We start from the raw sequence: 13,044 nt of genomic DNA, 5'->3' as shown, positions 1-13,044 counted from the left end.
ATACAGATAGTTATGTGTTCTGAATTTGCCGTTGAATCTGAATGATTCGGATGTGTCAATTTTGATTTTGGATGAAAATAATTGCAATTTGTGGATAAAATTGGCTTTTATGTCGGCGAGGGGGCGCTTAAATAATTATTCGATTTGCATAATTTGAATAAAATAATTATTTTTGCAAAAAATGATATTCCTATGGCGAAGATTATAAATCCATTCATCGTGACCGGAAAGATCGCTCCGGAGTATTTTTGCGATCGGGTAAGCGAGTCAGCCCGGCTTGTCAAGTCGATTACCAACGGCAATAATTTGGTTGTCATTTCACCGCGCCGTATGGGTAAAACAGGACTGATTCAGTTCTGTTACGACAAACCGGGAATCGGTAAGGAGTACTATACTTTTTTCATCGATATTCTGCATACGTCGAGCCTCCGCGAATTTACCTATCTGCTCGGCCGGGAGATTTACGAAACACTCCTGCCTCGCAGTCGTAAAATGGCGACTCTTTTCATTCAGACGATTAAGTCCATCAGCGGGAAATTCGGGTTCGACCCCATCACCAATCTTCCCACTTTCAATGTGGAGTTGGGAGATATCGAGCGGCCCGAATATACGCTCGATGAGATTTTCCAATATTTGTCTCATGCGGACAAGCCTTGCATCGTAGCGATCGATGAGTTCCAGCAAATTGCCAAATATCCGGAGAAGAACATAGAGGCTTTGTTGCGGACTCACATCCAAAGGTCGGAGAACAGCCATTTTATCTTTGCCGGGAGCGAACGCCACATGATGCAGGAGATGTTTGCATCAGCCGCCCGGCCGTTCTACCATAGTGCCGACATGTTGGAGCTGAAAGCCATTCCTGCGGAGATTTACATTCCGTTTATCGTCGGGCATTTCGAGCGGCGCAACCGTTCGATAGCCGCCATCGATGTGGAAAAGGTTTATGCACTTTTTCAGGGGCACACCTACTATATCCAAAAGACCTTCAACGAATCGTTTGCCGATACGCCCGAAGGCGACGAATGTACGTTGGAGACGATCCGGGCTGCCATCGATAATATGATTGCTTCGAACGATACGATTTTCCGGGAGATTTTGTCGAACGTTCCTGAAAAGCAGAAGGAGTTGCTTTATGCCATCGCCAAGGAGGGCGAAGCCGAGCGTATTACATCTGCCGATTTCATCAAACGGCACAGTCTTACTTCGGCCAGTTCGGTACAGTCGGCCGCAAAGAAACTACTCGAAAAGGATCTTATCACCGAAATTAACAAGGTTTTTTCTGTAACCGACCGATTATTTGCCATGTGGATAAATAAATTATATGGGAAAAATCCGGATTTTTAATGTCGCTGCTCGGTATAATGTGATTTTTATAGACTGGTATTTGGTCGTAAGTCATCTGAAATAGTTGCCTTTGACTTTGTCGAAGGTACTCCGCCCCGACAAAACGCAAATAAAATTTGCTTTTGTGCGCGGCTTGTTCGTACCTTTGTTACGAAGTATGCCGAAACTCTATATCATAGCGGGTTGCAACGGTGCAGGGAAAACGACTGCATCCTATACCGTGTTGCCTGAAATGTTGGGATGCCGGGAGTTCGTCAATGCCGACGAAATAGCAAAGGGACTGTCGCCGTTCAATCCCGAAAGCGTTGCGATCGAGGCAGGACGGTTGATGCTGCAACGAATGGATGATCTTTTGTCCGAAGGCGAGGATTTTGCGTTTGAAACGACGTTGGCGACCCGTTCCTATGTGAAATTCGTGGAGCGGGCGCAGGCGAAAGGCTATTTTGTGACATTGCTATACTTTTGGTTGCCGACACCCGAACAGGCTATCGAGCGTGTTGCAACACGAGTAAGCGAGGGCGGGCACAATATTCCGTCGGATGTGATTCGGCGGCGTTATGCGAACGGCATCAAGAATTTAACGACCCTCTATACCCCGATTTGTGACTATTGGATAATCTATGATAATAGTGTTGCCGATGGTATTCACAAGGTTGCTTGGGGTGTCAAGGATGAAATAAAAGAGATTGTCGATCCGTTATCTTATCAAAAGATCGTAGGCTATGAGCGAGATTGAGATTAAGCAAATGCAGGAGAAAATCGATGCAGGCATTTTGCTTGCCCAAAAGCGTCTGATTGAAAAGACCAAGAAGGAGGACGGAGAACTGGTCGTCGTGCGCGACGGAAAGGTCGTGCGCATCAAGGCCCGTGATCTGAAATAGAAATTTTGGGTCGGTTGTCCGAATGAATAATCCCCGACATCCGCAAATGTCGGGGATTCACTTTTCAATTTTGATTGGGTAGGCGGACGGCGCGTGGAACACAGGTGGAACACGCGAAATCGCAATAACTCTCGATAATGGCAAGTTGCAACTCTTTGAACATGTGTAAAATCCGCTGGAATATAGTTTGTTAAATTTATTAGAAAAAGTAAAATTTAATTCTGAGGGGTTTGTTAGCCACAGCGATCAGGGCGACTTTGGACGGTTTTCCGTTGGCCTTTAATCGGATATAGCATTCCCGACAAGCCGCATTGTAACGCAAGGCAGTCCACGAGGCGACATAGAGCAAGGATCGCAAGTGTTCATCGCCATTTCGGTTTATATGTCCTTTGATATTTACGGATGTTCCGGATTGTTGATAGGTGGGACATATTCCGATGAAGCGTGACAGTTGCTTTGCATTGTCGAAGAAGGTAAATCCTCCGGTTGTAAGGATCAGTGCCGTAGCGAGCGTGATTCCGATCCCTCTGATAGATGTCAGGGCTTTTAGTTGCTTGTCAAACTCGGATGATGCGATATCGGCCAGTTTCGAACCGTATTGCTTCCCCCCCCCTGCTCGTCTGTAATCGTCAGCCTGTATGCGAGCGTCTGGTTTACGCCCTTTTTTATCAGTGCGGGGGTGTATTCCATGTCGCCCCTGGCGTCGCTCTTTGCCGGGATGTATACGTCGTGCAGGGCTCCCTCGTGCCAGGCTCCGCCGTCGCCGTAGCGGAAACTCGCCGCGTCGCCTTGCGTCACTTCGAGCTGCCCGGTAAAGGTGTGGTCGCTTCTGTTTCCGTTGCGCACGGAGAATTCTCCGTAGTCACCCGGTATGCAATAGGGACTCCGGGGCCATGAGCTGTAAAACTCGAAGAGGTAGCTTGTGATGCGGGTGTCTGTTTCGCTGTCGCTGAGGATCGTGATGTTGTAGGTGTGCGCCTCGTTGGGCAGCACGTCGAAATTCGTGGTCATGTTGCTCCCAAGGTAAACTACGAAGTCCACGACCTTGTTCTCTCCGCTTCGGCCGCGGATGCAGAGATAGGATGCGTACTTCGGAGCTTTGTCGGGGTTCTTCTGATCCTGCGAGGCTATGGAAGATACGTCGCCCTGACGGTTTGTGAGCATATAGAATATCCCGTTTGCGCGCTGGCTCCCGTCGGGGAATTTGCGGATCTCGGAGTCGTGGAATCCGGATGCGGGTTCTGTCGGTGCCGTGAGATCCGTTATCAGGTACTCCCTGTCGGGTATGGAGCATAACTGTACGGACGAGATCTCGATGTCTCCGGCGGCCGGGTCTACCGCGATGTTGTAGGCGATCTTCGCGGCATGGCGCTTCAGGGAGATCGGCAATACCTGTCCCGATCCGTCGATGGTGAAGGTGTCCGACCCGATCATTGTCAGCGTCCCTTCGTCCGTCGGGGCGGTTATGGCATATGACTGGAGCCTCGTGAGGGATAAATCCCCCATATCCTGATGTATGTTCGCTGCTACGTATATGCTGTATCGCCCCGGTGCGATGTCTATTTTGTGCGAAGCTCCCGAGGCGTATATGTGCTGCTTCAGCCCTCCGGTGTCGGAGTATATGAAGATGTTCACGTCGTCGATGTCGCTTTCGGCAATCGCCCTGGTAGTGTGTAGTTGCTCGGACAGCACTTCGAGCATGACGGATACCTCGTTCCCTTCCTTGGGGTCGGATGTCGAAGGCTGCTCGCATCCTGAGAGCCCGGGCAGCAGGAGCACTGTGAGAATGATTTTTGCAATATGTTTCATGGTTCTGAAATTTAAAAATTATCGGCGGCGGGCCTTTCACCCGCATTGCGCATCCGTACCGCACAATCCCATAGTTGCGTCCCTGTCCTGGAGTGAACGCGCCGTTCTGTTTTTTGAACTACGCCGATTTGAGGTTATCTGGTCATTGTTATGTCTGAGGGCAGGTAGTATTTCGTCGTTTGCGACTCGACGGATCTGTCGTTGTAATTGAACTTGAAGCCCGGGTTGTCGGCCGGGCGTATCGAGACGGAGAATTTTTCGTCGCAGCGCCAGAGGAATGTCGATTTCGTCGCCCCTTTGGGTATCGTCGGCATCCCGGCGGACTTCTGGCCTACGGGCGGGATCTTCGATGTGTCGAGCCTGTACTCCTCGTAGTAGAACTTCACCGGCTCGGATGCCTTGTAGTCGGCCGAATACTGCGTGCGGTAATCGTAGGCTACCTTCGGTACGGGACGTCCGCCTTCCATGACGAGATATTGAAATTCTATCCGGGCAATTCCCTGCCGGGTTATGGTCACAGTCCGGGGCTTGAGCCTGAGCTGGATGTCGGTGATGCAGTCGCGCGCGAGTGTGAGCGCATAGGTCGCCTCGCCGGACAGGAGCTGCCCGGATGGGTCGTACCAGCCCTCGACCTCGAAGTTGAAGAGGTCTTCGTTTACGAGGGCGAGCGTCACCGTCTCGCCTTCAACGTTGTGCTCCCCGGCCCCGTCGATGGTGAAGCAGCCCTCGACGACGCTTGTCACGACGATGTTTTTCACGACGTCCATGTATGCGCGTGCTTTTGCCGACGCCTTCCCTGCCGCGATCTCGAATTCGAGAATCTGCTCGCCGATCTCTTCGGGTGCATACTCGAACGTCACGTCGGCATCTACGGGACAAGCCTGGCCGTTCACGGCGTTTCCGTTCAGGAATATCTTGCCTTTGCCCAGACTGACGGTCGGGGTTACGATGAATTTCCCGTCTGCGCCCGGAACACCTTGAATGTGGAGCTGCACCGGAATCCGGGCATCGGCCGCGGGGTTTACGATCTTCGCTTCGCAGACAGCTTCGGCCGCGATTTCTGATGGCGCTGTTACCGTGACCTTCAGGTCTTGCTGTTCGCTGACTTCGCCATCAGGTGACTTGGCCTGAAAACTTACGAGCAGATCTCCCGTTTGGGCCGGTGTAATCACGAGGCGCGCATTCCTGTCCGAGAGCTGCACCCATTGTCCCGATGTGTCCATGTCGCTTCCGTCGAGCGTGATTGCGGCCTGCCCCTGGCGGATAAACGCTGAGAGGGAGAAGTTGCCATCTACGCCTTCCTGAGAGACGGCCAGCGAGAGGCTTACGGCCTGTCCCAGTTCACAGACCGTTGCGACGGTAGACAGGGATAATTGCGGCTTCGGCTCGACGATCCGGTATTTCGACGGGGAGCATCCGGCCGATACGAACAGCGCCAATGCGTAAAATAAGGTCGTTCTCATGGTGTCGTCAGTTTGTTACGATGATCTCAAGAGTCTTGAATTGGGTGGTATATCCGTCCGTTGCCGAGAACTGGAGACGGTGCATGCCCCGCTCGGCGGCAGTGTAGTAGAGCGGCTGTTCGCTATTGGCCGGCACGGAGAACGCTTCGGCCGGGGTGACGGCCACGGCTCCGTACTGGAGCGTGCCGCTGCCTGCCAGTTGCGTGTAGGTTACGGGGATCGCCCCTGTCCATCCGGATTTTGTGAGGAGCATCGTCAGCTCGATCCGCTCGGTGACGGATGCCGTTTCGGGGTATTCGACTTCCAGTGCGAGTGCGGGACTCTTCTGAACGTTGAAGTTTATGAAGCTGCGGCCGGACTGCTCGCCCTCTTTGGTTTTGACCTCGAAGGATATGCGCAGCGGCCCGGCCAGCGTCGGCGTGAGCGTCAGGATCTCCGTAGTGTTGGACATCGACGCCCATGTGCCGTCGGTCGGGAGGTCGCTGCCCTGCATCGAGAGCTCGCAGGCCCCTTCGCTGAGTACGGCCGAGAGCTGAAATTCCCCGTCGTACCCCTGCTGCGAGACCTTGAGCTGGAGATACGCCGGCTGGTTGATGATGTAGACGTCCTGCAAGGCCGTCACTTCGAGCGTCGGCCGAGGCTCGGTGATCCGATATTCGGATTTTCCGCAACCGAAGGCTGCCATGGCCCAGAGGTATAGGAGTGTCGTTCTGAAAAGTTTCATAGGGTAGTCGTTTGAATTATCACAGCTCTTCCGTCTACAAGTCGCGGACGGGATATGTCCGGTTGTCGGGTTCGTAGAGGAAAAAATATATTCGTTCGAATTGTGTGAGACTGATTGCCCAAAGGTGCAATCCATCTGCGGCAGTGGAGGATATGTAATGCTCGTTGGCTTTTAGTTTTCGGCCACCTATCAAGCTCAGACATCGTTGTACTTCGTCCAGATTTTGACGGATCAGATACATTTGTCCCGCAGCAGGCTGGTACCACTTGCCCGGATTATCTTTATTGTAGTTGTAACATTTTTCGGTGAACTCGATTTTCCGCATAACGTCTTTGGCATTGAGTAATGCCTCTGTGTTTTTTCGGCCGTTATAATCGAATTTGGCTTCTCTCCAGTCCTGCATGACCGTGAGGTCAGAAACACTCGTGAACTCACCACCGCCCCAATCTCCGATAACGGGATCCGGGGCCATCAGAAACCTGCATTCCTCCGTGATGATTGCGACACCTTCAGCTTGTTCTTTCCATTCTTGGTGCCATGCCGAACTTGGGTAGTAGAGTGAATTGCAGTAAATATATACGCCGGGCTCGGGATTCGTGAGGCTTCCGTTAATCCCCTTGACTTCGACTTCGATGTCCACTTCGGAAACACTGATGTCGTCCTTTACTATGCAGTGGATTTTGTGTAAGCCGGTTTCATGGGGCTGGTATGAGAGCATATTATGGGAGTCTGCAGGGCAGTAGAACCGATTTCCGGCACTGCCGTCTTCGAGTATGAAAAATCCGTTGCCTTCAGTTGACAGTTGTACGAAAAAGTCACCGGCATAATTCTCTTTGGTTGCTGTTAAAATAAATTTGCACTGCTGTTCCAAATTGATTGTCGGGGTGATACATTCGACATTCGTTATGATTTCCGCAGTATTGACACTCACTGCATAAATTCTTTTTTCGACCTTTGTCCCGCCGTCCGAGATTGCATAGATCCCGAAGTTGAACGGCTGTTTGGCTGTTGTCCCGGCTTGGGGCGTTATCTTCAGGTGCAGCACTTTCGAGGAGAATTCGTCATTGACAATTTCGTAGGGAATCTGCTGTTCTGCTTGCCATTGCAGTTCATGGCCGTCTACTGTTGCCACGGCCTTACCTCCGTTGCAGGAGGTGTTCAACAGGAAATAGTCTGCTGCCGGATTCTTTTCGGTGATTGTCAGTGTTGCCTCGATTACTTCGCCTAACTCGTATTCTCGGCTCTGGTAATCGAGTGCCATGCTGATCGTAGATTCCGGGCTGAGAGTCTCCGGTTCTGTGGAGTCTTTGCTGCATGCGATGGTAATAACAAGCAGTAAGGATAGAATAATTCGTATTTTCATGGCACAATGTATTTGGTGAAAGTGCCGCCGGTGGGACTCAAACCCACAACCTCAGCTCCCGATGGGAGGTGTGCTCTTTCAATTGAGCTACGGTGGCCAGAATCATCCCCGACAATGCGGGGATGATGAAATAGATTACTTTCCTACATTCACGTTCTGCGTTGAAAGTGCTTCCCAATTGGCTATGGCGATTGACAGCGTCATGTCTTTACCGGTAAGTCCGTCGAGGTTTACATTGAGTTTATATGAACCGTTGCGAAGCATCTTTCCGTCGGTGGTGCCTGTTAGTTCGGTTTCATAGGATAACGGTACTTGGTCGGTCGTAGTCGAGAGGTTGCCGTCAGCATCATAGATAGCATCGAGGACTACTTTTATTCGCGATCCCGTAGCGGCTGCGGCCTTCTCGTTGATGTAGAAAAGGTTGTTGTACTTGTATGCGTTCGTTTTCGACGCTCCGGTCTTGTCGCAGTAGGCGTCCTGTGCCGAGGTGAAGGAAGAACTTACGGTTGCATATTTGCTCGCCGTCTGGTCAATCAGATAAGATTTCTCGGCTCCTCTGCTCAATGTAATTTTCTTGACCTCGACGCAGCCGTTGCCGTACTTGGTACGGAACGAGTCGGTCATGGAGGTCTGAATCTCGACTTTTGCCACGACACGCTTTACGGTCACGGTTACGGCCGTGGTGCCGGATACGATCTTTGCCGTCACGGTTCCTGTCATTGCGAATCCTCCGGAGCGCATGGCCTTTGTCGTGACGTTTGCGTAGGTGCCGTTGTAGGAGGCGATGTCGCTTTCCAACTCTTCGAGCAGCTTGGCCTTGGTGGTGATGTTATCCGCTATGTTACGGTTAATAACGACATAGAAATCACACGAGGCATCGGCGCTCACGCCCGGAAGTACGAACTTGATCGGCGTCGTGGTCGAGCCGTTCACTTCGGCGGCGGTCAGTACGCGGCGCAGGATTTGCGTGCCCGAGGTGTTGTAGACGATAAGTACGGCGGAGGAGATCGACTTCTCCCAACTTTCGGTAGTGCCGGAGCCAAAGGCGCGGGTTCCGTCAGCTACACTTTCATTTTTCAGGATAAGTTCGATTTCGCCTTCCTTTCCACCGTTGGTCGGTGTAGGATTAACTTCGTCTTTCGTGCAGGCTGCAAGCAGCATCGGCATTACCGCGATTGCGGTCAGTTTCATAAAAAATTTTTTCATAGAGGGATGATTAAAAAATTAAGTGAGAAAATAAGTTATTTTCGAGCCTATGCTCCGAAATGTTCTTCTTGAATGACTGTTCCTTCCCAGTCGGAGATAATCACCGTCACATTGGCTCTGTTCAGGAGAATGCGGATGTCTATCTCGACGTCGTGTCCCGGATTAGGGGCGATTTCCATGTAGCGTTGTATCGTGGCCACAAAGAGTTCATGCCCGTAAATCGAGGCGGGATCATCGGTATAGATGCCGATTGAGATTGGCGAGTCCGAAGGAAAGTAGGGCGTGTAAAACGATCCCGACATGGTGCCGGCCGCCGGGTCGCGGGCCAGTTGGGGACGATACATTCTGAAGCCGCCGCAGGGCTTGTTGTCAAAACTCAGAGCGGCGTAGTTGTTCAGCCCGAAATAGAAATCTTCGGGGTTGTTGATGTTCTGCATCCCTTCGACACGGACGTTGACCTTGTAAACGGACTTGAACAGGTCGATGTCGAAGCGCAGCGAGTCGCCCTTTTGGATCGGCGTCTGGATGCGGTTGAAGAAAAGCGGGTCGGCACCCGTACCCGGGAAGGTGATCGCAGCGTCCCGGATGTTGTCTGCCGACACCGAGGAGCCATGCCCTACATTGGCAAGCGTCACAATCCCATATTCTCCATTGGAAATGTAGGTCTGCATGGCTCCGGTATCGGTCAGGAATTCGTCCCGCGTAAGCGTCGTGTCGCGGTACTGCCTGCCGGTCTTCAGGTCGAAGAAGAACAGGCGCAGGGTCTGCACCTCGTCCATGGTGTCGTGCTCCCCGTCGTTGTAGTTGTAGCGCAGGTATACGATGGCCTTGCGCTTCACATCGACGTCGATGTCGTCGTGGATCTCGCAGCCGGGGAGAAGGCTTGCGAGCCAAAGCCCCGTGAGTATGTAGCAGAGGTATTTCATATTATTCGTTGTGTTTCTTGAGTTCGTCGAATAGCGTCTTGAGCTTCGCGTTGGATGCCAAATACAGGAAGAGCATATTTCGGGGTTTACAGATCATGGCCAAGTGTTCCTTTGCCTCGTCGATCCGCCCGGCCTTGTAGTATACCAAGGCGGCCAGTGCGTGTGTCTCTTTTGTGAAATGCCACCAATGCAGGCAATCCATGATGTCTGCTGCGTCCTTGATCTTTCCCTGCTCCAAAAGGTCGAGAGCCATCGCCTCGTAGCTTTTTCGACGAAAGGAGACCGAGTGCGGTAGCATGTAGCATAATATGGTGCCTGTACATAGCAGAAGCGTATAAAGCACGATGTCGAATACACCTAACTCAATTGTCATACGCCGTAGATTTTACGTTGTTCTGCTTATAGAGTATCTGGATTTCGGGGTCGAGGTTGCCGCGGAACTTCAGCACCGGGTCTGCCTGAATCGCCTTGAGGTAATACTCCAGTCCTTCGCGCGGTCGATTCATGCGCGATAGTGCTATGGCCGAGAGGTAATCGGTTTTTGGGTTCTTCTCGGCCGGCGGCAGTTGCTCCAGAATCTCGAAAGCCGCCTCGTCGTAACTCAGCGAGAGCAGCACGATCGCAAGGTTCTGGCACTTGTAGTCGTTCAGGGTGCGCAGCGCCCCGACATAATCCCGGTCGCGGAGTTGCTGCACCCCGCGCATGTAGGTCGTGTCGAGTACGGTCAGCACGACGGTATCCTTGACCATATCGACGCGGCGGAGGTTGTAGCGGAAGTCCACGGCCCGCAACTGGGGATAGAGGATCTCCTTCATGAAGGCGTAGTCTCCGGGGAACTGCTGGCGGATCTGCTGCTCCGTCACGTCGAGGTTTCTGCTCCGGTCGATCATGTCCGTAATCTTTTCCCAGTTGGGCACGTCGCTGTTGTGTCGGATCAGGCGCTTGAGCAGCGTCCAGTCCTCGCCGATGGAGCGGGTTCGGATCAGCGTATCGACCTCGTGGCCGAACTTGCGCACCAAGCGCTCCTTGATCGAGCGGGCACGCTCGCCGGCAATACGGTTGTTGGTCGCCATCGAACCGTCGGGAGAGGATGAAGCGGTAATGGTGATAGAATCGACGAAGAATTCGTACTGGTTGATAAGCGTGTCCATCAGCCGCTCGATTTTGTCAAGCTGCACATGGTTCTGGCCCATCGTGTCGATTACATTGGCACGGCCGACCGGGAAGGTGATGTAGTTGCGGTCGCGTACCTCGACGTACTTGTCGATGATCTTGAGCATGTAGCGCGGCTCGTTGTCCAGGAGCGAGAGCATGGATGTCACGGTGTAGGTAAGCGTGTCGCTGTTCGAGAGGTCGTAGCGGCTGCGGTCGATGGCGTCGACGCGGCCGCGGAAAAAGAGGTGCAGGCGCTTGGTATCCTTCGTCGGCCGGTAGGTCTGGGTGTAGTAATACCGGATCTCCCCTTTGCGGATCAGCACGGAGTCGAGCCGCGGATCGGATAAATAGGGGAACGAGATCGTTTGTTTGTAGGTGGACTCCAGTTTGTCGGCCCGGCGCTTCTGGCCGCCGGCGATGTAGCGGTTGTAGGCTTCGTAGTACTTCGCGGCCAGGCCGGTGGTGGACGTAAGCTCCGTCGAGTCGCCGAGCATGCGGTTCAGGTACTTGTTCATCTGCCAGTACTGGCGCTTCTGGATGTCGGAAAAAAGCTCACCCCGGATAGAGAGCGGTTGCAGCGCCTCTTCCATCCCATTGTTCTCTATGATCGGGGTGAGCGACAACCCCCACGTGCTGCTCTGGAGAGCAGCGGGTATGCCTACGATGAAGTCGATCGCAATCTCCCCGTTGCGTTCAGCTACGGTTTTCGACTTGGCAACGATGTAGACCGTCTGAATGTTCTCGCCTTTGATGGTGACTTCTCCCGTGGAGTCGCGTTCGACCTCGGCCAGATAGGCGCTGTCACGGCCGCCGTTCATCGAGATTTTTCGCATTTGCGTGACAGCCCGTTCAACGTCTTCTACTTCGGGTGTCTCCACGGGGCCATTGCTGGGCAGATGGATGTCGGCCGTCGGGGTGCTGCGCTGCAAGGAGTGCGTCATGGCGCAAGAGAGCATCAGGACGGTCAGAACTATGTAAACGAGTGTTCTATACGGTTTCATTTCTTAGTTGATTTGATGTCCGATAATCCTTCGGCGATATATTCGTTTGCCTTTGCCAGATGCGAGTTCTCCCGCGGACATTGAAGTTCCTGCTTCTCCGGTGCCGTGGCATGCCACTCCTCATAGCAGTCGGGACAATACATGAGATTGACGGCTCCTACGTAGAACCCGTTTGAACTGATTTTCCGGCCACAGCGGTCGCAGGTCTTGGCACGTGGCCATACCTTGATTTCGTCGGCAGACAATGGCAGTACTTTGTATCCTTTGGAATTTTCAAAAGTTGTTGTCATGGGATCTGTGAATTAGAACAAATAGGAAAATGACAGGTTGCATTTGATCGGGACGAGCAGGAATCGTCGGTGATGGTAGGTGTACTCATCGTCGAACTCTCCGATATATTTCGGCCGCAGCTTCTCGGTGTAGGGGGTATAGATGATACCGGCCCCGATCTCGACGATGAAGTTCCAGCGCGTACTCAGGAGCTTCGAGTAGCCCCATGAGCAGCCGATGCCGTAGGCGTTGCCTTTGAAGGTGCGTTTGTCGTAGCCTATGGTGTAGTTGGCATAAAACAGCGAGGGGGAGACGAACTGTCCGATGTATCGCTCGACGAACCAGTGTCGCCATCCCGGTTGCAGGACGACATGGCTCCATTGGGTATCCCCGAACTTGAGCGGATTGGCTGATACCGGAATGTTGATCGTATTGTGCAAGTTCACGTTCAGATCGACGGCCGCGTTTATGTTCCCGGCAGCCCATCCGACGATGTTGGTTGATACGGACGAGAACTGGGCGTATGTCGTTGAGTATGCTGATATTAGGATGAAAAAGAGTAGAAAACGTTTCATTATAATCAACTGTTTTATGCGACAAATATATAGAAAATCAATTTATTAACGTATATTTATGTATAATATGTTAAATAAATAAAATACGTTATAACCATAAATTATGTATAAAATACAAGTATGTAATGTGATATATTCTAATTTTGGCATTTATTTATTTTGATGTGTAATCAACTTATTATCTTGAATGATAATAATGTGGGCAGAACCGGTACTTTTCTGTTATTTTTTTCTACTTTTGCACAAAACGCTGGAAATATGATACAAATGACTTTCCCGGTTTCGGAAGAAGAGCACAGAAAATTTTTTACGTTGAAATATACTTTT

General features: G+C 51.9%; 13 protein-coding genes and 2 pseudogenes. 3 read left to right on the top strand and 12 right to left on the bottom strand.

Annotation, left to right across the window (positions count from 1 at the left end):
* The first annotated feature begins 192 nt into the window (after window positions 1-192).
* The 3 genes from ALFI_RS03260 (at window position 193) to ALFI_RS17115 (ending at window position 2,225) form a co-directional block, all read left to right on the top strand.
* Window positions 193-1,344, top strand: a complete 1,152-nt coding sequence (locus ALFI_RS03260; RefSeq protein ID WP_014774748.1) for an AAA family ATPase — start codon at window positions 193-195, stop codon at window positions 1,342-1,344.
* A gap of 157 nt (window positions 1,345-1,501) precedes the next feature.
* Window positions 1,502-2,080 carry an ATPase gene (locus ALFI_RS03255; protein ID WP_042493909.1) on the top strand — a complete coding sequence of 193 codons (579 nt, stop codon included), beginning with the start codon at window positions 1,502-1,504 and terminating at the stop codon, window positions 2,078-2,080.
* Window positions 2,067-2,225, top strand: a complete 159-nt coding sequence (locus ALFI_RS17115) for a hypothetical protein (protein ID WP_009597155.1) — start codon at window positions 2,067-2,069, stop codon at window positions 2,223-2,225. The genes ALFI_RS03255 and ALFI_RS17115 overlap by 14 nt, the downstream gene beginning before the upstream one ends.
* Window positions 2,226-2,424: 199 nt before the next feature.
* Here the strand turns inward: ALFI_RS17115 and ALFI_RS16400 are convergent.
* The 12 genes and pseudogenes from ALFI_RS16400 to ALFI_RS03200 form a co-directional block, all read right to left on the bottom strand.
* Window positions 2,425-2,829, bottom strand: a pseudogene (locus ALFI_RS16400) (transposase); the annotation flags it as partial.
* Complete coding sequence (locus tag ALFI_RS03250; RefSeq protein WP_237958792.1) at window positions 2,772-3,659, bottom strand: DUF4906 domain-containing protein; 888 nt, start codon at window positions 3,657-3,659, stop codon at window positions 2,772-2,774. The pseudogene ALFI_RS16400 and the gene ALFI_RS03250, both read right to left, overlap by 58 nt.
* 509 nt (window positions 3,660-4,168) lie before the next feature.
* Entirely contained in the window at window positions 4,169-5,497 is a 1,329-nt protein-coding gene (locus ALFI_RS03245; protein ID WP_014774745.1) for a hypothetical protein, read from the bottom strand.
* A 7-nt stretch (window positions 5,498-5,504) separates the two neighbouring features.
* Window positions 5,505-6,221, bottom strand: a complete 717-nt coding sequence (locus ALFI_RS03240; RefSeq protein ID WP_014774436.1) for a hypothetical protein — start codon at window positions 6,219-6,221, stop codon at window positions 5,505-5,507.
* A gap of 34 nt (window positions 6,222-6,255) precedes the next feature.
* Complete coding sequence (locus tag ALFI_RS03235) at window positions 6,256-7,482, bottom strand: hypothetical protein (RefSeq protein ID WP_244264999.1); 1,227 nt, start codon at window positions 7,480-7,482, stop codon at window positions 6,256-6,258.
* Between the two features lie 124 nt (window positions 7,483-7,606).
* A pseudogene (locus ALFI_RS03230) lies at window positions 7,607-7,681 on the bottom strand.
* A 38-nt stretch (window positions 7,682-7,719) separates the two neighbouring features.
* Complete coding sequence (locus ALFI_RS03225) at window positions 7,720-8,775, bottom strand: DUF4906 domain-containing protein (protein WP_014774743.1); 1,056 nt, start codon at window positions 8,773-8,775, stop codon at window positions 7,720-7,722.
* Between the two features lie 62 nt (window positions 8,776-8,837).
* On the bottom strand, window positions 8,838-9,716 hold the full coding sequence (locus ALFI_RS03220) for a FimB/Mfa2 family fimbrial subunit (protein ID WP_014774742.1): 879 nt from the start codon (window positions 9,714-9,716) through the stop codon (window positions 8,838-8,840).
* A 1-nt stretch (window position 9,717) separates the two neighbouring features.
* Window positions 9,718-10,089: a hypothetical protein gene (locus ALFI_RS03215; protein ID WP_014774741.1), complete on the bottom strand. Its 372-nt coding sequence runs from the start codon at window positions 10,087-10,089 to the stop codon at window positions 9,718-9,720.
* Window positions 10,079-11,872, bottom strand: coding sequence for a tetratricopeptide repeat protein (locus tag ALFI_RS03210; RefSeq protein ID WP_014774740.1), 1,794 nt, complete (start codon window positions 11,870-11,872; stop codon window positions 10,079-10,081). The genes ALFI_RS03215 and ALFI_RS03210 overlap by 11 nt, the downstream gene beginning before the upstream one ends.
* Window positions 11,869-12,162 carry a zinc finger domain-containing protein gene (locus tag ALFI_RS03205; protein WP_014774441.1) on the bottom strand — a complete coding sequence of 98 codons (294 nt, stop codon included), beginning with the start codon at window positions 12,160-12,162 and terminating at the stop codon, window positions 11,869-11,871. Before ALFI_RS03205 ends, ALFI_RS03210 begins: the two co-directional genes overlap by 4 nt.
* A 12-nt stretch (window positions 12,163-12,174) precedes the next feature.
* Complete coding sequence (locus ALFI_RS03200) at window positions 12,175-12,717, bottom strand: DUF3575 domain-containing protein (protein WP_014774739.1); 543 nt, start codon at window positions 12,715-12,717, stop codon at window positions 12,175-12,177.
* Between the last annotated feature and the right edge of the window lie 327 nt (window positions 12,718-13,044).

It is taken from the genome of Alistipes finegoldii DSM 17242 (genome assembly GCF_000265365.1).
GTDB lineage: Bacteria > Bacteroidota > Bacteroidia > Bacteroidales > Rikenellaceae > Alistipes > Alistipes finegoldii.
This window is presented reverse-complemented; position numbering and strand designations above follow the sequence as displayed.

Bases quoted from the DNA above. Each gene is read 5' to 3' on its own strand.
- ALFI_RS03260 (WP_014774748.1), top strand. From the start codon at position 193: ATGGCGAAGATTATAAATCCATTCATCGTGACCGGAAAGATCGCTCCG.
- ALFI_RS03255 (WP_042493909.1), top strand. From the start codon at position 1,502: ATGCCGAAACTCTATATCATAGCGGGTTGCAACGGTGCAGGGAAAACG.
- ALFI_RS17115 (WP_009597155.1), top strand. From the start codon at position 2,067: ATGAGCGAGATTGAGATTAAGCAAATGCAGGAGAAAATCGATGCAGGC.
- ALFI_RS03250 (WP_237958792.1), bottom strand. From the start codon at position 3,659: ATGATCGGGTCGGACACCTTCACCATCGACGGATCGGGACAGGTATTG.
- ALFI_RS03245 (WP_014774745.1), bottom strand. From the start codon at position 5,497: ATGAGAACGACCTTATTTTACGCATTGGCGCTGTTCGTATCGGCCGGA.
- ALFI_RS03240 (WP_014774436.1), bottom strand. From the start codon at position 6,221: ATGAAACTTTTCAGAACGACACTCCTATACCTCTGGGCCATGGCAGCC.
- ALFI_RS03235 (WP_244264999.1), bottom strand. From the start codon at position 7,482: ATGGCACTCGATTACCAGAGCCGAGAATACGAGTTAGGCGAAGTAATC.
- ALFI_RS03225 (WP_014774743.1), bottom strand. From the start codon at position 8,775: ATGAAACTGACCGCAATCGCGGTAATGCCGATGCTGCTTGCAGCCTGC.
- ALFI_RS03220 (WP_014774742.1), bottom strand. From the start codon at position 9,716: ATGAAATACCTCTGCTACATACTCACGGGGCTTTGGCTCGCAAGCCTT.
- ALFI_RS03215 (WP_014774741.1), bottom strand. From the start codon at position 10,089: ATGACAATTGAGTTAGGTGTATTCGACATCGTGCTTTATACGCTTCTG.
- ALFI_RS03210 (WP_014774740.1), bottom strand. From the start codon at position 11,872: ATGAAACCGTATAGAACACTCGTTTACATAGTTCTGACCGTCCTGATG.
- ALFI_RS03205 (WP_014774441.1), bottom strand. From the start codon at position 12,162: ATGACAACAACTTTTGAAAATTCCAAAGGATACAAAGTACTGCCATTG.
- ALFI_RS03200 (WP_014774739.1), bottom strand. From the start codon at position 12,717: ATGAAACGTTTTCTACTCTTTTTCATCCTAATATCAGCATACTCAACG.